We start from the raw sequence: 20,479 nt of genomic DNA on the forward strand, positions 1-20,479 counted from the left end.
AAAAAACGCGGTCAAGAAGATCCCGGTCAACGCCCTGACCGGCGTGNGAGATCGAGGAGGTCGCCAAGACCAACCCCGACGCGGTCAAGAAGATCCCGGTCAACGCCCTGACCGGCGTGGACGCCGAGAAGGCTGCGGCGATCGTGGACGAGGCCAAGTTCCCCGACGCCCTGCGCGACCAGGCGATCGAGATGGTCCAGAGCCTCTGGAAGGTCTTCGTCGAGGAGGACGCCACCCTGGTCGAGGTGAACCCGCTCGCGCGGCTCGCCGGCGACAAGCTCGAGGCGCTCGACGGCAAGGTCTCGCTCGACGACAACGCCTCCGAGGTCCGCCACCCCGACCACGAGGAGTTCGTCATCCACGAGGAGGACGACCCGCTGGAGGCCGCGGCCAAGGCGAAGGGCCTGAACTACGTCAAGCTCGACGGCCAGGTCGGCATCATCGGCAACGGCGCGGGCCTGGTGATGTCGACCCTCGACGTCGTCGCGTACGCCGGCGAGGCGCACGGCGGCGTCAAGCCCGCCAACTTCCTCGACATCGGCGGCGGCGCGAACGCCCAGGTGATGGCCGACGGGCTCCACATCATCCTCAACGACCCGCAGGTCAAGAGCGTGTTCGTGAACGTCTTCGGCGGGATCACCGCCTGCGACGAGGTGGCCAACGGCATCGTCGGCGCGCTGAACATCCTCGGTGGCGAGGAGACCAAGCCGCTCGTCGTACGCCTCGACGGCAACAACGTCGAGGAGGGCCGGCGGATCCTGACCGAGGCCAACCACCCGCTGGTGACTCTGGCGGAGACCATGGACGGCGGCGCGGACAAGGCCGCCGAGCTGGCCAACCAGAGCGCCTGAGCCCCGGACGAAGAGAGAGCGAAGAACAGTGGCGATCTACCTCAACAAGGACTCCAAGATCATCGTCCAGGGCATGACCGGTGGGATGGGCTCCAAGCACACCACCCTCATGGTCCAGGCCGGGTCGAACATCGTCGGCGGCGTCAACGCCCGCAAGGCCGGCACGTCGGTGAACCTGGCCGGCAAGGACCTGCCGGTCTTCGGCAGCGTCACGGAGGCGATGGCGGAGACCGGTGCGGACGTCTCCGTCGTGTTCGTGCCGCCGGCCTTCACCAAGGACGCCTGCATCGAGGCGATCGACGCCGGCATCGGGCTGCTCGTGGTGATCACCGAGGGCGTGCCGGTGCAGGACACCGCCGAGGTGTTCGCCTACCTCGACGGCAAGAGCACCCGGATGATCGGCCCGAACTGCCCCGGCATCATCACCCCCGAGGAGTCGCTGGCCGGCATCACGCCGCACACGATCGCGGGCAAGGGCCCGATCGGGCTGGTGTCGAAGTCCGGCACGCTGACCTACCAGATGATGTACGAGCTGCGTGACTACGGCTTCACCACCGCGATCGGCATCGGCGGCGACCCGGTCATCGGCACCACGCACATCGACGCCCTCGAGGCGTTCGAGAACGACCCCGAGACCAAGGCGATCGTGATGATCGGCGAGATCGGCGGCGACGCCGAGGAGCGGGCCGCCGACTACATCAAGGCCCACGTGACCAAGCCGGTGGTCGGCTACGTCGCAGGCTTCACCGCACCCGAGGGCAAGACCATGGGCCACGCCGGCGCCATCGTCTCGGGCTCCTCAGGCACCGCGCAGGCGAAGAAGGAGGCCCTCGAGGCCGCCGGGGTCAAGGTCGGCAAGACGCCGTCGGAGACCGCCGAGCTCATGCGGGAGATCATGAAGGAGCTCTGAGCCCCCGGCTCGAGCACCCGCCGAGGCGCCCCTCCTGTCCGCAGGAGGGGCGCCTCGACGCATGTCCGGGTCAGGCTCCGGTCGCGACCGGCGCGCCTCGGCGGCGTGTCAGCCGGGGCCGCCGCCCGAAGGCCCGCTTCCCGTAGGCCCTGGGTCGCCGTGGGCATCGAAGCGAGCGGACCGGCCCCGCTGGATCCCGATCTCGGTGTCGATGCTGCGCCTGCGCAGGTCGGGCTTCGCCCTGCCGCTGCTCCACCACACCAGCCCGCCGACCACGGCGACGACCAGCACGGCGACCACCCACGATGTCATGGGGAGAGGGTCGCAGGTGCTGCGACCGCAGGCGACGGCTTCCCGTGAAGTCGCCGGTGCCGCTCGGCGGTCGCGAGGTAGAGGGCCCAGCCGAAGGTGAAGCTGGCGAACAGCGTGACGACGAAGAACAGCCACGGCCGGCGGATGCCGAGGCGACGCCCGCCGATGATCGTGGCCAGGGGGAGCAGCACCACGTTGGAGGTGATGAAGTCCCCGGACGCCGAGCCAGCCGCGGGGTTGGCGAACATCAGCTGCATGTACTGCTGCCAGCTGCCGTCGCCGACGAACGGGTTGGTGAGCCAGCCGTCGGTGTTCTCGGTGACGAAGCGGATGTTGAAGTACCAGCCGATGCCGATCGACGCGATCCCGACCGCGTAGAGCACCGCCTCGAGCGGCGAGAGCAGGGGCCCGGACGCAGGGCGCCGGAAGATCGCGGGGTTCGACCGGACCACCCAGACCACCACGCCGACACCCAGCAGGGCGTGCACCAGGAGCGAGAGCATGGGGACACGGTCGACCCGGAGCCAAGGTTTTGTCAATCATGACAATATGCCTGCTACGGTCGTCCTGTGTCTCGTCATCCCCAGACCGTTCGCAGCGAACGCACCCGCGTGGCGCTGCGGCGCGCGGCCACCGAGCTGTTCGCCGCCCAGGGGGTCGAGGCCACCTCGGCCGAGCAGATCGCCGAGCGGGCGGGGGTCACGCTGCGCACGTTCTACCGGCACTTCCCGTCCAAGCACGACGTGCTGTTCGCCGACTACGACAGCGGGCTGCAGTGGTTCCGGAAGGCGCTCGCGGCGCGGCCCGCGGGTGAGCCGCTGGTGGCGTCGGTGCGCGCCGCGATCTTCGCGTTCCCGTACGACGTGCAGGCGATCACGCAGATGGCGGCGTTCCGGGCCGAGCAGCTCGACCCGGAACGGATCGTCGGTCACCTGCGCCTGGTCGAGGCCGATCTCGCCGAGGCGATCGTCGAGCACCTCGAGCACCGCCTCGAGGACGCCGCGGGCCGCCGGCTCGACATCGTGGTGACCGGCCGGTCGATCGCCGCGGCCCTGTTCGGGACCATGGAGGTCTGGATGGCCGCCGACGACCGCTCACTGGGCGACCTCGCCGACCTGAGCCACGCGACGCTCGACGCGCTCGAGGCGGGACTGGACGAGCAGGGCATGTTTCGTCACCGTTGACGAAACTGTGGCACCCGTGCCAGCCTCGCCCCATGACGGACTATGACGCGGTCGTGATCGGCGCGGGCCACAACGGCCTGACCGCCGCGCTCCTGCTCCAGCGCGCGGGCCTGCGCACCGTGTGCCTCGAGGCCAAGCGGTACGCCGGCGGGATGGCCTCCACCGTCGAGCTCTTCGACGGCTACCGCTTCGAGATCGCCGGCTCGGTCCAGCTGCCCACCTCGGCGGTGGTGAGCAAGGAGCTGGGTCTCGACTCCCTGCCGCAGGTCGAGCTCGAGGTGATGTCGGTGTCGTTGCGCGGGGTCGGGGACGAGCCGTTCGTCTACTACACCGACCTGGCGCGGCTCGCCGAGCACGTCGAGCAGGTGCACGGCATCGAGGTCCTGCTCGGCATGGCCGAGATGGCCGGGTGGAGCCAGGCGCCGGCGCGGGCCCTGGGACGGTTCGAGGCGGGGACGATGCCCCGGACCCTCGACGAGATGTACGCCTGCGCCACCTCCGAGGCCGAGCGGGCCACGATCACCGAGATGCTGTTCGGCGCCGCCGGCGACGTGATCGACCGGTACCTCCCGGACAAGGAGCGGCACGGGGCCCTGCGCGGCATGCTCGCCTTCCTCGCGGTCAACTCGACCTTCCGCGGCCCGTACACGCCGGGCAGCGCGGCGGCGCTGGCCTGGGGGATGGCGGTGCCCGACGAGAACACCGTGCTCACCAAGAAGCTCAAGGGCGGCATCGGCGTCCTCACCGAGCACCTCGAGAAGCAGTACGCCGACGCCGGTGGCGAGCTGCGGCTGCGCTCGCAGGTGACCGCGGTCGACGTCGTCGACGGCCGGGTGACCGGGGTCGTGACCGAGGACGGCAGCCGGTACGACGCTCGGGTCGTGGTCTCGGCCGTGGCCCCCGACCTCACCCTCACCGGGCTGGTCGCACGCGACGCCGTCGGCGACGAGGTTCGTGAGCGGCTGGGCCGGATCGACCACCGCGGCAGCTACGTCCAGATGCACTTCGCGCTCGACGGCGTGCCCGAGTTCGCGGCGCCGTACGAGCTCCTCAACGACCCCGGCATGCAGGCCGCGATCGGCCTGTTCAGCACCCCGGAGGAGCTCCAGGTCCAGTGGGAGGACAGCCGCAGGGGCATCGTCCCCGCCGACCCGGCGGTGGCCTTCCAGATCCCGTCCGCCCAGGACCCCCAGCTGGCGCCCCCGGGCAAGGCGGCGGCGTCGGCGTTCTCGCTGTGGTTCCCGATCGAGTCCGACCCCGCCCACTACGCCCGGCTCAAGGCGGAGATGGGTCAGCGCGTGATCGAGAAGATCTCCCGGATCGCACCGAACTTCGAGTCGCTGATCCTCAAGCACACCACCTTCACCCCGCGGCACATGGGCACGATGTTCGGTGCTCCCGGAGGCGACTACTGCCACGGGCTGCTCCACCCCGAGCTGCTCGGCCCCTACCGGCCGGGCCCGCGCGGCTACCGCGACCTGCCGCACGGAGTGGGTGGCCTTTACCTCGGCAGCGCGGGCTGCTACGGCGGGCCCGGGATCTCCTTCGTGCCCGGCTACAACGCCGCCCAGGCCGTGCTGGAGGACGCCTGACCGCTCGCTGCCTGAGGCGTGCCGCGTTCAGGTCACGGGGTTGCGGCTCGCGTACGCCGGGTCGAGGTGCTCCTCGCCCTCGAGGACGGCCACGAGGTGGTCGACCGCGTCGTGCACGTCGACGTGGCGCAGGTAGAGCGGCGTGAACCCGAAGCGCGCGATGCCGGGTTCGGCGCCGGCGTCGCGGAAGTCGCCGATCACGCCGCGGGCGATCAGCGCCTGCACCAGCCCGTAGGCATCGGGGTGCCGGAACGACACCTGGCTGCCGCGACGGGCGTGGTCGCGCGGCGTGACCACCTCGATCTCCGGCCAGCGCGGGACGCAGCGCTCGTCGAGCAGCTCGAGGAACAGGTCGGTGAGGGACAGCGAGGCGGCGCGCAGCTGCTCGACCGTCACGCCCTCGAACGCCTCCAGGGCAGCGTCCAGCGCCGACAGCGCGAGCACCGGGTGCGTGCCCGACGCCCAGTGGCCGATCCCGCCCGCCGGCTCGTAGTCGCGGGCCATCGCGAACGGGCTGGCGTGCCCCATCCAGCCGGTGATCGGCTGGCGCGCGTCGGCCTGGAGCCGCGGGTTGACCCAGGTGAAGGCAGGGGACCCGGGGCCACCGTTGAGGTACTTGTAGGTGCAGCCGACGGCGAGGTCGGCGTCGGCGTCGGACAGGCCGACGGGCACGGCTCCGGCCGAGTGGCAGAGGTCCCACTGCACGAGCGCGCCCCGCGCGTGGGCCCCGGCGGTGATGCCCGGCAGGTCGAACATCGCCCCGGTGCGGAAGTCCACGTGCGTCAGCGCCAGCAGCGCGACGTCCTCGTCGACGGCGGCCAGCGGATCGGCCGGGTCGCACCAGCGCAGCTCGAGGCCGAGCAGGTCGGCGACGCCCGCGGCGACGTACCCGTCGGTCGGGAAGGTGGTCGGCTCGACCACGAGCACCCGCCGGTCCGGCCGGAGCCGGGCCGCGGCGACGATCGCCTTGAACAGCGACACGCTGGTGGAGTCGCCGACGTGCACGTCGGCGGGGTCCGCCCCGATCAGTGGGGCGATGCGTGCCGCCACGCGCTTCGACAGGCCGATCCAGTCGCCGCCGCCGTCCGGCAGGGGGTTCCACGAGCGGATCAGCCCGTCACCCCACTCCTGCTCGACGACACGCGCCAGCCGGTCCGGGACGCCCACGGGCAGCGCGCCGAGCGAGTTGCCGTCCAGGTAGATCACCCCGTCGGGCACGCGGAAGCGGTCTCGGGTGTGGGCCAGGGGCGAGCGCTCGTCGAGCAGCTGCGCGTCCGCGCGCTCCGACGGCCGGCTCACTGGCTGACCTCGTGCAGCCGGTCGCGGGCACGGACCACGAGCGCCTCGAAGGTCTTCTGGTCGATGTCGTACTTCCCCACGGGCGTGAGGTTCACCTGCGCGACGTACCGGCCCACCTGCACGACTCCCATCCAGAACGGCACCAGCTGCTGCTGCTGGTTGACCTGGTTCTCCAGCCGCCACAGCGCGTACGACGGGCCCGCCGCGCCCTGGAGCCGGACCACCGCGTGGCTCACGGTGCTGCCGAGCTCCTTGTCCTCGCAGCCCTTCATCCGGGCCACGACCTTGGCGACCACGGCCGACGCCGCCTGCGGGGTGGCGAACCCGCCCAGCGTCTCGGTCAGCCCGAACCGCTGGGGCAGGTGCGCCTCCGGGATGAGGTAGGTCCGGGTCACGGGACCCTTGGCGCCCGCCTTGGCGAAGTCGGTCCGGTCGCAGGTGGTCGCGGCGACGTTCACCGTCGCCGGGACCGGATCGGTGCCCGCCCAGGCGTTCGTGACGTCGGCGACGGCCGGCAGGTCGGCGACCGCGAGCATCCCGGCCGTCTCGCCGCTGCGGGGCGGCAGGGTCGGCTGCGTGCTGACGGCGCCGACGCAGGTCCCGGCCACCCGGGACGAGCAGAGGTTCTGGACCGACGCGGTCAGGGCGGTGACGAGCGCCGCCGGGTCGGGCGGGTCGGGCGTGTGCGTCTCGAGGACCGTCGAGGTGGTCAGCGCGCCGGTCCGGGCGATGCCCACCACGAAGGAGCGTGGCTGCTGGGCGGGGATGCGCATCCGCACGACGATCGCCTGGTCGCCGACACCCTGCACGTCGTACGCGTCGACGAGCTGGATGCGCGGGACGGTGCAGCCGGCGTACCAGCCCAGCGTGGTGTCGTAGGCCTTCCTGGCGGCGCCGGGGGAGTTGGAGATCTCGACGCTCTGCACGAGGCCGCGCTGCGGGGTGGCCGTGGCGAACGTGCGCACCCAGGTGCCCAGCCCCTTGGTGTCGGCGAACCGGGCGGTCTGGCACATCGTGCTCACGGCGCTGGTCTGGGTGTTGTCGGTGGTGTCGGTGACCTGCCAGGGCTGCTTCGGGGCGAGCGGCGCGACCTGGGCGTCGGTGAGCAGCATCTTCTTGCTGACCAGGGACGCCGGGCGCGGCGGGGGCGGTGTGCCGGCGTCGGGCATGACCAGGGCGCCGGCGCCGATCGTGACGAGGACCGCGACCACCGAGCCGATCACGGCGTGGTTGCGGCGTCGGCGCAGGCCGTTGCGCCGGATGATCGGTGGCCGGGGCAGCTTCACCTCGTCGACCGGGGCGGCGAGCGACTCCAGCCGCCGTCGGATCGCGTTCACGTCGCCGTCCAGCGCCAGGGCCAGGGTGGCGGTCGCGGTCTGCAGGTGGTGCTCGGTCTTCTCCTGGGTCTCGCCGATCTCCCGGCCGATGTCGGCCATCGGGATCGCGGCGAGGTGGTTGAGCACGAGGGTCTTGCGCTGGGCGTCGGTCAGCTGGTGGAGCGCGTCGAGGAGCGCGGTCTGGTCCTCGGAGAGGGACTTCTCCTTGTGCCAGGGCCGCGCGGAGTGCCGGCGCTGCGCGATCGACCAGGCGCGCGGGCGCACCCATTGCTCCGGATCGGCAAGCCGGCCGACCTTGTTCCAGTGGTGCCGCGCGGCGACGTACGCGTCACGGACGGCGGTACGGGAGGCCCCGAGGTCACCGGTGACCGCGAAGGTCTGGTGGACGAGCCGACGTCGGGTGGTGACGTAGAACTCGTCGAATTCCTCGGCAGTAGGCATGACGGGTCGAGATTACGCGACGCCGGGGAGGGCGCCCCGAGCGCCGTCGAGTGCCCCTCGCCGGGGTCGTCGTTGCGCCTGCGAGGGCGCCGTGTGAGCCCGGGCACGAACTCCCGGTCACCCGCGTTTCACAGCCGCGAACCGCGCGGGTGATGGGTGAGGATGGACGGGCGATGAGCATCCTGGCCACCCGTCCCACGACCCGCCCCGCACGTCCGGGCGAGGCGCAGCCCGGGCGATCACTGGCCCTGACCGCGGCGCTGGCCGGAGCAGGCGCAGCCGTGATCGGCCTGGTGCTGTGCATGTCGGTGGCGCTGACCGGGTGGTTCCTGGCCGACGCCGGCGCGCACGGCGACACCACCGACGCTCTCGGGGTCGGCGCGGTCGCGTGGCTGGCCGGCCACGGCTCCCACCTGGTGCTGTCCGGGACGCCGATCGGGATGACCCCCCTGGCGCTGACCATGGCGCTGCTCCTGATCGCCTTCCGCACCGGTCGCTGGGCCGCCCGTACGCCGGCCCGCACCTCGTCCCAGAGCCTCGCGGACCTGCCGGTCGAGACCTCGGCCGTCGGCGCCGCGGTGGCGACGTTCACCTGCGCCTACCTGGTCGTCGCCGTCGTGACCGGCGTGCTCGCCGCCGGGTCCGGTGCGTCCCCGAGCCTCGGGCGTGCGGTCCTCGGCGCCGTCCTGGTCGCCGGGCTCGCCGGAGGGGCCGGCCTGGCCGCCGGGAGCGGCGTGCTGCTCCGCGCGTGGGACGAGGTGCCTGCGTGGGCGGCCGACGTGGTGACCGGCGCGCTCACCGGCGTGCTCTGGCTGCTCGCCGCCGGGGCGGCCCTCGTCGGCGTCTCGCTGCTGTTCTCCTTCAACGAGGCCGCCACGGTGATGTCCGGGCTCCACCTCAGCGTCGGCGACGCGCTCAGCCTCACCGCCGTGATGGCGCTGTTCGCGCCCAACGCCGCCCTGTTCGGCGTCTCCTACCTCGCCGGCCCGGGCTTCGCGTTCGGCACCGGCACCACGGTCTCGCCGACCGCGGTGTCGCTGGGCGTCGTGCCGGCCTTCCCGGTGCTGGCGGCGCTGCCCGGCGAAGGCCCCACGCCGGGCTGGCTGGCCGGGCTGCTCGCCGTGCCGGTGCTGGCCGCGGCGGTCGGCATCGGCCGCACCTTGCGTCGCCGGCCGCCGCTCCCGCACGACCTCGCAGCGCTGCGCGGCGCCGGCTCCGGCTTCGTGGCCGGCGTGCTCGTCACCGTGCTGGTCGCCCTCGCCGGCGGACCGCTCGGCACCGGCCGGATGGCCCACATCGGAGCTCCGGTCGCCGAGGTGCTCGTGTTCACCACCGGCCTGATGAGCCTGGGCGGGCTCGTCGGTGCGGTCGCGCAGAACTGGTGGCGGCGCCGGCGCGGTGAGGCCGTCGCCGAGCCGGCTCCGCGGGCTCCTCGCACCGTCGCGCCCCTCGACGACGGCGACGAACCCACCGTCGAGGTGCTTCGGTAGCCTGTCGGCGTGCCCCCCACCCCCGACCGCGCTCCGGCGCGCCTCGTCGTCCTGGTCTCCGGGGCCGGCACCAACCTCCAGGCGCTGATCGACGCGTGCGCCGACCCGGCGTACGGCGCCCGGGTGGTGGCCGTCGGGGCCGACCGCGACGGCATCGAGGGCCTCGCCCGGGCCGAGCGCGCGGGCATCCCGACGTTCGTCCGCAAGGTCGGGCAGTTCACGTCCCGGGCCTACTGGGACAAGGCCCTGACCGACACGGTCGCCGCCTTCGAGCCCGACCTGGTCGTGCTGGCGGGCTTCATGAAGCTGTGCGGGCCGCCGTTCCTCGAGCGCTTCGAGCAGCGGGTGGTCAACACCCACCCCGCGCTGAGCCCGGCCTTCCCGGGGATGCACGGTCCGGCCGAGGCGCTCGAGTACGGCGTGAAGGTGACCGGCGCGACGCTCTTCGTCGTCGACGAGGGTGTCGACACCGGGCCGATCATCGCCCAGACCGCGGTCCCGGTCGAGGAGGACGACGACGTCGACAGCCTGCACGAGCGGATCAAGGTCGCCGAGCGGCAGATGCTGGTCGACGCGGTGGGCCGGATCGCCCGCGAGGGCATCACCGTCACGGGTCGGCGGGTCCGATTCGGCGGCGGCGCGCGCAGCAATTAGACTGACCGCACACGACTGGCGCAGGTGGGCAACCACCGGGGAGTGCCGGGCCTCGGCATCAGCTGAGGCCGGGGAGCGAGAGCATCGAACGCCTGGGTGCCTCATCGAGATCGAGCCGATGAGGAGTAGAACCACCCCATGAGCGACGCCGACTTCCGCATCCCCCTCAAGCGGGCCCTCGTGTCCGTCTACGACAAGGCCGGCCTCGAGGACCTGGTCCGCGGCCTCCACGACGCCGGCGTCGAGCTGGTCTCGACGGGCGGGTCCGCCGCCCTGATCGAGAAGCTCGGCATCCCCGTCACGAAGGTCGAGGACCTCACCGGCTTCCCCGAGTGCCTCGACGGCCGGGTCAAGACCCTGCACCCGAAGGTGCACGCCGGCATCCTCGCCGACCGCCGCCTGGAGTCGCACGTCGCGCAGCTCGCCGAGCTGGGCGTCGAGCCGTTCGACCTCGTGGTCTCCAACCTCTACCCCTTCACCCAGACGGTCGCCTCGGGAGCCTCGCCCGACGAGTGCGTCGAGCAGATCGACATCGGCGGCCCGTCGATGGTCCGGGCCGCGGCGAAGAACCACCCGTCGGTGGCGATCGTCACCTCGCCCGACCGCTACGCCGACGTGCTCGCGGCCCTCGCCGAGGGAGGTTTCACCCTCGAGCAGCGCAAGGCCCTCGCGGCCGAGGCGTTCGTGCACACCGCCACCTACGACGTGCACGTCGCGTCCTGGATGGGCAACGTCCTGACCGACACCTCCGGCGGCGCCGGCTTCCCGGCCTGGGTGGGCGGCACCTGGGACCGTGCCGCGGTGCTGCGGTACGGCGAGAACCCCCACCAGGCGGCCGCCCTCTACACCAACGGGTTCCAGCCGCAGCCCGGGCTGGCGCAGGGCCGCCAGCTCCACGGCAAGGAGATGTCCTACAACAACTACATCGACGCTGACGCGGCGTACCGGGCGGCGTACGACCACGGCGACCTGCCGACCGTCGCGATCATCAAGCACGCCAACCCGTGCGGCATCGCCGCCGGTGCGCCGGACGAGGACATCGCCTCGGTGCACGCCAAGGCGCACGCCTGCGACCCGGTCTCGGCGTACGGCGGCATCATCGCCACGAACCGGCCGGTCACCCGGGCGATGGCCGAGACGGTCAAGGACATCTTCACCGAGGTGATCGTCGCGCCGGCCTTCGACGCCGACGCGCTCGAGGTGCTCGCGACGAAGAAGAACCTGCGCCTGCTCGAGGTCGCCCCGGCGACCCGCGGTGGCGTCGAGACCCGGCCGATCTCCGGCGGTCTGCTGATGCAGCAGCGCGACGCGATCGACGCGTCCGGTGAGGACAAGGACGGCAACCCCACCGGTGACGACGCCACACGCTGGCGGCTCGTGGCGGGCGACCCGGCGGACGACGCGACGCTCGCGGACCTGCAGTTCGCCTGGCGGTCGCTGCGGGCCGTGAAGTCCAACGCGATCCTGCTCGCCTCCGGCGGCGCCTCGGTCGGCGTCGGCATGGGCCAGGTCAACCGGGTCGACTCGTGCAACCTCGCCGTGACCCGGGCCGGCGACCGGGCGGCCGGTTCCGTGGCCGCGTCGGACGCGTTCTTCCCGTTCGCCGACGGCGCACAGGTCCTGATCGACGCCGGCGTCAAGGCGATCGTGCAGCCCGGCGGCTCCATCCGGGACGAGGAGGTCGTCGAGGCGGCTCGGAAGGCCGGCGTCACGATGTACTTCACCGGGACCCGGCATTTTGCGCACTGAGCACGCGAAGCGGCGCAGGTGGGCGAAATGCCGGGGAGCCGAGCGGGCCATTGCGCAGCTCGATCGCCGCAGGCGCGCCGCCCTGCGCAATTGCCCGCTCGGCGATCGAGGCACGGAGGCGAGAGGCGCAGCATGGGTGCCCGCTCGGACCCAGCCCGGCCAGCAACACCGCCCGCTCGACGACCGCACCAAGGCCACCACCCCCGCCAGCCGGCCCGGTGAAAGGATGACCACGTGACTGCACAGACCCTCGACGGATCGGCCACCGCGGCCGCGATCAAGGACGAGCTGAAGTCCCGGATCGCGGCCCTGCGCGAGCAGGGCATCGTGCCCGGGCTGGGCACCGTGCTGGTCGGTGACGACCCGGGATCGCGGTGGTACGTCAACGGCAAGCACAAGGACTGCGCCGAGGTGGGCATCGAGTCGATCCGGATCGACCTCCCCGACACCGCGACCCAGGAGGAGATCGAGGCAGCCGTCGCCCAGCTGAACGCCGACCCCGCCTGCACCGGCTACATCGTGCAGCTGCCGCTGCCGAAGGGCCGCGACGAGAACCGCGTGCTCGGCCTGATCGACCCCGCGAAGGACGCCGACGGCCTGCACCCGACGAACCTCGGCTGGCTGGTCCTGGGGCACGAGGCCCCGCTGCCGTGCACGCCGTACGGGATCGTCGAGCTGTTGCGCCGCCACGACGTGGCCATCGCCGGCGCGGAGGTCGTCGTCATCGGCCGGGGTGTCACCGTCGGGCGGCCCCTCGGGCTGCTGCTCACGCGCAAGAGCGAGAACGCCACCGTCACGCTCTGCCACACGGGGACGCGCGACCTCGCCGCCCACGTGAGCAACGCCGACATCGTGGTCGCGGCGGCGGGCATGCCGGGCATCGTCACCGGTGACATGGTCAAGCCGGGCGCCGCGGTGCTCGACGTGGGCGTCTCGCGGGTGGACGGCAAGATCGCCGGCGACGTCGCACCGGACGTCTGGGACGTCGCCGGGTGGGTCTCGCCCAACCCGGGAGGGGTCGGCCCGATGACGCGGGCGATGCTGCTCGCCAACGTGGTGTCGATCGCCGAGAAGGGCGCGCTGGACAGCGCCGCCCGGGACCAGGACATGTGAGCGCACTGGTGACCGGGTCCCCGCGGCGGCGCTACCCGTCCACGTTCGGGGGTCTGATCTACCTCGTCGTTGTGGTCACGACCGTGGTCGGCCTGGCCATGGTGGCCTTCGGGCCGTGGCGACGCGGGGTCGCGCTGCTCGGGTTCGCGCTGATCTTCGCGGCGAGCATGCGGCTCGTGACCAGCGAGGGCGAGGCGGGGATGCTGCGGGTGCGCAGCCGCTGGTTCGACGTCACGGTGCTCGCCGTGGTGGGTGTGTCGCTGGTGGCGCTGTCGGCGAACATCCCCGACCAGGCCGAGCCCTGAGCGGCACCGTCGCGCCGCTGACCGGGTCCTGACCTCGCGCCGGCCTCGGGGGTCTGCGCCAGACTGCTCCCATGAGTGAGCAGGCGAGCGGGCGAACCCGGAAGCGGATGGGCGTGGTCGGCACCGGCTACTGGGCGGAGGTCGTGCACGCGGCCGGCGCGGCGAACCATCCCGACGTCGACCTCGTCGGCGTCTGGGGCCGCGATCTGGACAAGGCGAGGGCCCTGGCCGGGCAGCACGGAGCCACGGCGTACGACGACTTCGACGCGCTGCTCGCCGAGGTGGACCTGCTGACCTTCGCCGTCCCGCCCCAGGTGCAGGCCGACCTCGCCCTGCGGGCGGCCGAGGCGGGCAAGCACCTGCTGCTCGAGAAGCCGCTCACCACCGACCTGGCCGCCGCGGACCGCCTGGTCGAGGCGGCGGAGCGCAACGGGATCAGCACGGTGGTGTTCTTCACCTACCGGTTCGTGCCGTTCGCCGAGACCTGGCTCGACGACGTGCGCACCCACGACCTGCGCGGCGGCGGCGCGTGGTGGTACGTCGGCCACGCGGCCGCCGACAGCCCGTTCGCCGCCTCGCCGTGGCGCAAGCGCGACGGCGCCCTCTGGGACGTCGGCCCGCACGCGCTCTCCCAGATCCTGCCGGCGCTCGGCCCGGTCACCGCGGTCGCCGGCTCCCGTGGTGAGGGCGACCTCGCCCAGCTGGTGCTCACCCACGAGAGCGGCGCCACCAGCCTGATGTCGCTGTCCATGACGATGCCGTTCACGGCCGAGCGGGTCGGCGCGGAGTTCTACGACGAGCACGGCTGGCACGTGCGACCCGACCAGGAGCGCGACGTCGACGAGGCCTACGCGAGCGCCCTGTCCGACCTGCTGGCGAACGCCGCGGCGGGCGAGACCCGGCACCGCTGCGACGTGCGGTTCGGGCGCGAGGTCGTCGAGGTGCTCAGCCGCTGCCAGGAGGTCATCGACCGCCCCTGAAACCTCTGGCTCAGATGAGGCCGAGCTCGGTGACCGCGTTGCGCTCGTCGGCGAGCTCGGCGACGGAGGCGTCGATCCGGCCCCGCGAGAAGTCGTCGATGTCGAGGCCCTGGACGATCTCCCAGTTGCCGTCCTTCGTGGTCACCGGGAACGAGGAGATCAGGCCCTCGGGCACGCCGTACGACCCGTCGGAGGCGACCGCCATCGACACCCAGTCGCCGTCGGCCGAGCCGAGCAGCCAGTCGCGGGCGGCGTCAATCGTCGCCGACGCGGCGGAGGCGGCCGAGGACGAGCCGCGGGCCTCGATGATCGCGGCGCCGCGCTTGGCGACCGTCGGGATGAAGTCGTTCTCGATCCAGCCTTGGTCGCCCACGACCTCGGCCGCGTTGCGGCCGCCGACCTCGGCGTGGAACACGTCGGGGTACTGGGTGGCCGAGTGGTTGCCCCAGATCGTCATCTTCTTGATGTCGGTGACGGCCGCGCCGGTCTTCGCCGCCAGCTGCGAGATCGCCCGGTTGTGGTCGAGGCGGGTCAGCGCGGAGAACCGCTCCTTCGGGATGTCGGGCGCGTTGGTCATCGCGATCAACGCGTTGGTGTTGGCCGGGTTGCCGGTAACCCCGATCCGGACGTCGTCGGCAGCGACCTGGTTGAGCGCCTTGCCCTGCGCGGTGAAGATCGCGCCGTTGGCCTCGAGCAGGTCGCCGCGCTCCATGCCCGGGCCGCGGGGACGCGCGCCGACCAGCAGGGCGAGGTTCACCCCGTCGAAGATCTTCGTCGGGTCGGAGCCGATCTCGACCCCGGCCAGGGTCGGGAAGGCGCAGTCGTCGAGCTCCATGACGACGCCCTCGAGCGCCTTGAGGGCCGGCTCGATCTCGAGCAGGCGCAGCTCGACGGGGCGGTCGCCGAGCAGCGAGCCGCTGGCGAGGCGGAACAGCAGGCTGTAGCCGATCTGGCCGGCGGCGCCGGTCACGGCCACCTTCAGGGGAGTAGCGGTCACTTCTGGCTCCTAGCCGAATCTGGGGGACCCGAATCTGGGACTCTGGTCGAAACTAGCGCACCCTCCGGGGAGGTTCGGCGGGGGTCCGGATCGGTGAGAACTGGCTCTCAGGCAATCTTGATCGATTCCAGAAAAGGTGCTTGAGTGAGCCCATGCTCCCCGTCGACCCGACCCAGGCCCTGCGCGACGCGGGCCTCCGGGTGACCGGGCCGCGGATCGCCGTGCTCGAGGCGCTGAGCGCCCACCCGCACGCCGACACCGACACGATCGCGACGGCTGCCCGAACCGCGCTGGGCGCCGTCTCCACCCAGGCCGTGTACGACGTGCTGCGGGCGCTGTCCGACGCAGGGCTCGCCCGTCGCATCGAGCCGGCCGGCTCGCCGGCCCGCTTCGAGCTGCGTGTCGGCGACAACCACCACCACGTCGTGTGCCGCGTGTGCGGCGCCATCGCCGACGTGGACTGCGCGGTCGGCGAGCGGCCCTGCCTGGACCCCTCCGACTCCCACGGCTTCGTGATCGACGAGGCCGAGGTCACCTACTGGGGCGTGTGCCCCGACTGCACCAGCACCTGATTCCCGCCATCCATCCCACGACGCAAGCGAAGAAGGGCAAGAGATGACTGACCAGCACGGCGTGACCGAGACCGGCAGCGAGAGCGAGAACCCCGCGATCGACGCGCCCGAGGCGAAGCCCGGTCGGCCCCGGACCAACAAGGACTGGTGGCCCAACCAGCTCGACCTGAGCGTGCTTCACCAGCACCCCACGCAGTCCAACCCGATGGGCCCGGACTTCGACTACGCCGAGGAGTTCGAGAAGCTCGACGTCGAGGCGCTGAAGCGCGACGTCGAGCAGGTCCTCACCACCTCGCAGGACTGGTGGCCGGCCGACTTCGGTCACTACGGCGGCCTGATGATCCGGCTGAGCTGGCACGCCGCGGGCACCTACCGCATCGAGGACGGACGTGGCGGTGCCGGCGACGGCTCCCAGCGGTTCGCCCCGCTCAACAGCTGGCCCGACAACGCGAACCTCGACAAGGCCCGCCGGTTGCTGTGGCCGGTGAAGAAGAAGTACGGCAAGCAGATCTCGTGGGCCGACCTGCTCGTGCTGGCCGGCAACGTCGCGCTGGAGTCGATGGGCTTCCGGACCTTCGGCTTCGGCTTCGGGCGCGAGGACGTCTGGGAGCCCGAGGAGGTCGTCTGGGGACCGGAGGACACCTGGCTGGGCGACGAGCGCTACAGCGGAGACCGCGAGCTCGGTGGCCCCCTGGCCGCGGTGCAGATGGGCCTGATCTACGTCAACCCCGAGGGCCCCAACGGCAACCCCGACCCGATCGCCGCGGCCCGCGACATCCGCGAGACCTTCCGCCGGATGGCGATGAACGACGAGGAGACGTTCGCGCTCATCGCGGGCGGCCACACGTTCGGCAAGACCCACGGCGCCGGTCCGGCCGACCACGTCGGGCCCGAGCCCGAGGCGGCCCCGATCGAGGACCAGGGGCTCGGCTGGAAGAGCAGCTTCAATTCCGGCAAGGGCGGGGACACGATCACCAGCGGGCTGGAGGTCACCTGGACCGACACTCCGACGCGGTGGGACAACCGGTTCTTGGAGATCCTCTTCGGCAACGAGTGGGAGCTCACCGAGAGCCCGGCCGGCGCCAAGCAGTGGGTCGCGAAGGACTCTGCCGAGGTCGTCCCGGACGCGCACGACCCGAGCAAGAAGCACCGGCACACGATGCTGACGACGGACCTGTCGCTGCGGTTCGACCCGGCGTACGAGAAGATCGGCCGGCGCTTCCTGGAGCACCCCGAGGAGTTCGCCGAGGCCTTCGCGAAGGCCTGGTACAAGCTGCTGCACCGCGACATGGGTCCGGTGACCCGCTACCTCGGGCCCTGGGTTCCGGAGGCCCAGCTCTGGCAGGACCCCGTGCCGGCCGTCGACCACCCGCTGGTCGACGAGTCCGACGTGGCGGCGCTCAAGGAGCAGGTGCTGGCCACCGGTCTTCCGGTCGCCGACCTGGTGAACGTCGCGTGGGCCTCGGCCGCGTCGTACCGGGACACCGACAAGCGCGGCGGCGCCAACGGCGCCCGCATCCGGCTGGCCCCGCAGAAGGACTGGGAGTCCAACGCCGGGGTCGCGCCGGTGCTCGAGCGGCTCGCGTCGGTGCGTGAGGAGTTCAACGGCAACCAGGCGGACGGCAAGCAGATCTCGCTGGCCGACCTGATCGTGCTCGCCGGCTCGGCGGCGGTCGAGAAGGCCGCCAAGGACGCCGGGGTGGACGTCACCGTGCCGTTCACGCCCGGCCGCACCGACGCCACCCAGGAGCAGACCGACGTGGAGGGGTTCTCCGTGCTCGAGCCCCGGGCCGACGGGTTCCGCAACTACCTGCGGGCGGGGGAGAAGCTTCCGCCGGAGACCCTGCTGCTCGACCGGGCGAACCTGCTGTCGCTGACCGCGCCGGAGATGACCGTGCTCGTCGGTGGGCTGCGGGCGCTCGGGGCCAACCACGGTGGGACGCAGCACGGCGTGTTCACGGACCGTCCGGGTGTCCTGACCAACGACTTCTTCGTGAACCTGCTCGACATGGCCACGGAGTGGAAGGTCTCCCAGGCCGAGCACGTCTACGAGGGTCGTGACCGGGTCAGTGGCGAGGTGACCCGCACCGCCACCGCGGTCGACCTCGTGTTCGGCTCGAACTCCCAGCTGCGGGCGCTCGCGGAGGTCTACGCGAGCGACGACGCCGGCGAGAAGCTTGTCCGCGACTTCGTCGCCGCCTGGGTCAAGGTGATGGAGCTGGACCGCTTCGACCTGGACTGACGCACCGCCTGACCACCGATCGACCGAGGCGTCGCAGGGTTCGCCCCGCGGCGCCTCGGTCGCGTCCGGCGAGGGTGCGCGGCAGGATGGAGGGCGGGGTCGCCCGGTGCCCGGGCGATGAGATATCTTGATGTCAAGAAATATCCGGAGCTGAAACGGAGCCGTTGTGGCCGACGCGAAGATCATCTACACGCACACCGACGAGGCGCCGCTGCTGGCGACGTACTCGTTCCTCCCCATCGTCGAGGCGTACGCCGGCAAGGCCGGCGTGGCCGTCGAGACCCGCGACATCTCGGTCGCGGCGCGCATCCTCGCGCAGTTCGGCCTGGCCGACGACGCGCTCGGCGAGCTGGGTGACCTCGCGCAGGAGCCCGAGGCGAACATCATCAAGCTGCCGAACGTCTCGGCCTCGGTCCCGCAGCTCAAGGCCGCGATCAAGGAGCTGCAGCAGCAGGGCTTCGACATCCCGGACTACCCCGAGGCGCCCGCGACCGACGAGGAGCGCGCGACCCGCGCGAAGTACGACAAGGTCAAGGGCTCCGCGGTCAACCCCGTGCTCCGCCAGGGCAATTCCGACCGGCGTGCGCCCGCCGCGGTCAAGAACTACGCGAAGAAGCACCCTCACACGAACAAGCCCTTCGCCGAGGACTCCCGCACGAAGGTCGCCACCATGGGGGCGCACGACTTCGCCTCGAACGAGAAGTCGGTGACGCTTCCGGCCGACGACACCCTGTCGATCGTGCTGGAGACCACGGCGGGCGAGACCGTGGTCCTCAAGGAGGGCCTCGGGGTCCTCGCCGGTGAGATCGTCGACGCCACGGTCATGCAGGTGGCGCACCTCCACGCGTTCCTCGAGAACGCCCTGGCGGAGGCGAAGGCCGACGGCGTGCTGTTCTCGGTGCACCTCAAGGCGACGATGATGAAGGTCTCCGACCCGATCATCTTCGGCCACGTGGTGACGGCGTACTTCTCCGATGTGTTCGCCCGGTACGGGGACGACCTGCGCGCCGCGGGACTCTCGCCCAACGACGGGCTCGGCGGGATCCTGGCCGGCCTCGACCAGCTGCCGAACGGCGCGGAGATCCGGGCCGCCTTCGAGGAGGCGCTGTCCTCGGGCCCGCGCCTCTCCTACGTCAACTCCGACAAGGGCATCACCAACCTGCACGTGCCCTCCGACGTGATCGTCGACGCCAGCATGCCGGCGCTGATCCGCAACGGCGGTCGGCTGTGGGGTGCCGACGGCGGCGAGGACGACACCCTCGCGGTGATCCCGGACTCGTCGTACGCCGGCGTCTACCAGACCGTGATCGCCGACTGCCAGGCCAACGGGCCGCTCGACCCCGCCACGATCGGCAGCGTGTCGAACGTCGGGCTGATGGCGCAGGCGGCCGAGGAGTACGGCTCGCACGACAAGACCTTCGAGATCCCGCAGGCCGGCACCGTGCGGGTGCTCAACCGGGCGGGCGACGTCCTGCTCGAGCACGACGTCGAGGCCGGTGACATCTGGCGCGCCTGCCAGACCAAGGACGTCCCGGTCCGCGACTGGGTCAAGCTCGCGGTCACGCGGGCCCGGGCGAGCGGCGCGCCGGCGATCTTCTGGCTGAACGAGTCGCGTGCGCACGACGCCGAGCTGATCAGGAAGGTCGAGGCGTACCTCCCGGAGCACGACACGAGTGGCCTGGAGATCCGGGTGCTGAGCCCCGAGCTGGCCACGGCGTACTCCCTGGAGCGGATGCGCAAGGGTGAGGACACCATCTCCGTCACCGGCAACGTGCTCCGCGACTACAACACTGACCTGTTCCCGATCCTCGAGGTCGGCACGTCGGCGAAGATGCTCTCGGTGGTCCCGCTGATCGCGGGCGGCGGCCTGTTCGAGACCGGCGCCGGCGGGTCCGCGCCGAAGCACGTGCAGCAGCTCGTCTCCGAGAACTACCTGCGCTGGGACTCCCTGGGCGAGTTCTTCGCGCTGGTGCCGTCGCTGGAGAAGTACGCCGAGCAGGCGGGCGTTCCGGCGGCCAAGGTGCTCGCGGACGCCCTGGACCGGGCGACGGGCACGTTCCTCGACGAGGACCGCTCCCCGGGCCGGCGCCTGGGCACCACGGACAACCGGGGCAGCCACTTCTACCTCGCGCTGTACTGGGCCGAGGAGCTGGCAGCGCAGACCGAGGACGCCGCGCTCGCCGACGCGTTTGCCGGCCTGGCCAAGACGCTCCGGGAGAACGAGCAGAAGATCGCCGACGAGCTGCTGGCGGTCCAGGGCTCGCCGGCCGACATCGGCGGCTACTACCGCCCCGACGAGGCCAAGGCCACCGCGGTGATGCGCCCCTCCGCCACCTTCAACGAGGCCCTGGCCAGGCTCTGACGCCTCGTTGAGTTGGGGAGAACCGCCCCGTGAGTTGGGAGATACCGCCTTTCTCCGGGCCGGTTTCCCCCAACTCGAGGGGCGCTTTC

At 71.9% G+C, this 20,479-nt stretch carries 17 protein-coding genes, 1 pseudogene and 1 riboswitch; of the genes and pseudogenes, 13 read left to right on the forward strand and 5 right to left on the reverse strand.

The features are described from left to right. Positions 1-47: 47 nt before the first annotated feature. Positions 48-851: pseudogene (locus EFL26_RS02045) on the forward strand (ATP-grasp domain-containing protein); the annotation flags it as partial. A gap of 28 nt (positions 852-879) precedes the next feature. Further along, positions 880-1,761, forward strand: coding sequence for a succinate--CoA ligase subunit alpha (gene sucD, locus EFL26_RS02050; RefSeq protein ID WP_123221235.1), 882 nt, complete (start codon positions 880-882; stop codon positions 1,759-1,761). Between the two features lie 108 nt (positions 1,762-1,869). Here sucD and EFL26_RS02055 read toward each other — a convergent pair whose 3' ends face one another. Continuing rightward, complete coding sequence (locus tag EFL26_RS02055; protein WP_148046603.1) at positions 1,870-2,073, reverse strand: hypothetical protein; 204 nt, start codon at positions 2,071-2,073, stop codon at positions 1,870-1,872. Continuing rightward, positions 2,070-2,576 carry a DUF2834 domain-containing protein gene (locus tag EFL26_RS02060; RefSeq protein WP_123221237.1) on the reverse strand — a complete coding sequence of 169 codons (507 nt, stop codon included), beginning with the start codon at positions 2,574-2,576 and terminating at the stop codon, positions 2,070-2,072. Before EFL26_RS02060 ends, EFL26_RS02055 begins: the two co-directional genes overlap by 4 nt. A 66-nt stretch (positions 2,577-2,642) precedes the next feature. On the opposite strand from EFL26_RS02060, the gene EFL26_RS02065 reads away from it, so the two are divergent. Together EFL26_RS02065 and EFL26_RS02070 are read left to right on the forward strand one after the other, a co-directional pair. After that, positions 2,643-3,257, forward strand: a complete 615-nt coding sequence (locus tag EFL26_RS02065; RefSeq protein WP_123221238.1) for a TetR/AcrR family transcriptional regulator — start codon at positions 2,643-2,645, stop codon at positions 3,255-3,257. Positions 3,258-3,289: 32 nt separating this feature from the next. Further along, complete coding sequence (locus tag EFL26_RS02070; RefSeq protein ID WP_123221239.1) at positions 3,290-4,849, forward strand: phytoene desaturase family protein; 1,560 nt, start codon at positions 3,290-3,292, stop codon at positions 4,847-4,849. Positions 4,850-4,876: 27 nt separating this feature from the next. On the opposite strand, the gene kynU is transcribed toward EFL26_RS02070, so the two are convergent. Both kynU and EFL26_RS24605 read right to left on the reverse strand, forming a co-directional pair. Continuing rightward, positions 4,877-6,148: a kynureninase gene (gene kynU, locus EFL26_RS24600; RefSeq protein WP_123221240.1), complete on the reverse strand. Its 1,272-nt coding sequence runs from the start codon at positions 6,146-6,148 to the stop codon at positions 4,877-4,879. Next, entirely contained in the window at positions 6,145-7,926 is a 1,782-nt protein-coding gene (locus EFL26_RS24605; RefSeq protein WP_123221241.1) for a SigE family RNA polymerase sigma factor, read from the reverse strand. Before EFL26_RS24605 ends, kynU begins: the two co-directional genes overlap by 4 nt. Positions 7,927-8,099: 173 nt before the next feature. On the opposite strand from EFL26_RS24605, the gene EFL26_RS02085 reads away from it, so the two are divergent. The 6 genes from EFL26_RS02085 to EFL26_RS02110 all read left to right on the forward strand — a co-directional run bounded on the left by EFL26_RS02085 (position 8,100) and on the right by EFL26_RS02110 (position 14,217). Further along, complete coding sequence (locus tag EFL26_RS02085) at positions 8,100-9,416, forward strand: cell division protein PerM (RefSeq protein WP_123221242.1); 1,317 nt, start codon at positions 8,100-8,102, stop codon at positions 9,414-9,416. Between the two features lie 9 nt (positions 9,417-9,425). Beyond that, a complete protein-coding gene (gene purN, locus EFL26_RS02090; RefSeq protein ID WP_123221243.1) occupies positions 9,426-10,070 on the forward strand; it encodes a phosphoribosylglycinamide formyltransferase in 645 nt (214 codons plus the stop codon). A gap of 1 nt (position 10,071) precedes the next feature. Further along, a riboswitch (ZMP/ZTP riboswitch) is annotated at positions 10,072-10,175 on the forward strand. 33 nt (positions 10,176-10,208) lie between these two features. Beyond that, a complete protein-coding gene (purH, locus tag EFL26_RS02095; RefSeq protein WP_123221244.1) occupies positions 10,209-11,819 on the forward strand; it encodes a bifunctional phosphoribosylaminoimidazolecarboxamide formyltransferase/IMP cyclohydrolase in 1,611 nt (536 codons plus the stop codon). A 234-nt stretch (positions 11,820-12,053) separates the two neighbouring features. Beyond that, a complete protein-coding gene (locus tag EFL26_RS02100) occupies positions 12,054-12,932 on the forward strand; it encodes a bifunctional methylenetetrahydrofolate dehydrogenase/methenyltetrahydrofolate cyclohydrolase (protein ID WP_123221245.1) in 879 nt (292 codons plus the stop codon). Further along, entirely contained in the window at positions 12,929-13,237 is a 309-nt protein-coding gene (locus EFL26_RS02105) for a DUF3017 domain-containing protein (protein ID WP_123221246.1), read from the forward strand. The genes EFL26_RS02100 and EFL26_RS02105 overlap by 4 nt, the downstream gene beginning before the upstream one ends. 71 nt (positions 13,238-13,308) lie before the next feature. Next, positions 13,309-14,217: a Gfo/Idh/MocA family protein gene (locus tag EFL26_RS02110; protein WP_123221247.1), complete on the forward strand. Its 909-nt coding sequence runs from the start codon at positions 13,309-13,311 to the stop codon at positions 14,215-14,217. A gap of 10 nt (positions 14,218-14,227) precedes the next feature. On the opposite strand, the gene EFL26_RS02115 is transcribed toward EFL26_RS02110, so the two are convergent. Beyond that, a complete protein-coding gene (locus EFL26_RS02115; protein ID WP_123221248.1) occupies positions 14,228-15,214 on the reverse strand; it encodes a malate dehydrogenase in 987 nt (328 codons plus the stop codon). A 152-nt stretch (positions 15,215-15,366) separates the two neighbouring features. Between EFL26_RS02115 and EFL26_RS02120 the strand changes: the two genes are divergently transcribed. The 3 genes from EFL26_RS02120 (at position 15,367) to EFL26_RS02130 (ending at position 20,390) form a co-directional block, all read left to right on the forward strand. Then, positions 15,367-15,786: a Fur family transcriptional regulator gene (locus EFL26_RS02120; RefSeq protein ID WP_123221249.1), complete on the forward strand. Its 420-nt coding sequence runs from the start codon at positions 15,367-15,369 to the stop codon at positions 15,784-15,786. Between the two features lie 43 nt (positions 15,787-15,829). Then, positions 15,830-18,028, forward strand: a complete 2,199-nt coding sequence (katG, locus tag EFL26_RS02125; protein ID WP_123221250.1) for a catalase/peroxidase HPI — start codon at positions 15,830-15,832, stop codon at positions 18,026-18,028. Between the two features lie 166 nt (positions 18,029-18,194). Beyond that, positions 18,195-20,390, forward strand: coding sequence for an NADP-dependent isocitrate dehydrogenase (locus EFL26_RS02130; protein WP_123221251.1), 2,196 nt, complete (start codon positions 18,195-18,197; stop codon positions 20,388-20,390). The last annotated feature ends 89 nt before the right edge of the window (positions 20,391-20,479 follow it).

The sequence above is a fragment of the Nocardioides pocheonensis genome, from assembly GCF_003725535.1.
GTDB classification, from domain to species: domain Bacteria; phylum Actinomycetota; class Actinomycetes; order Propionibacteriales; family Nocardioidaceae; genus Marmoricola; species Marmoricola pocheonensis.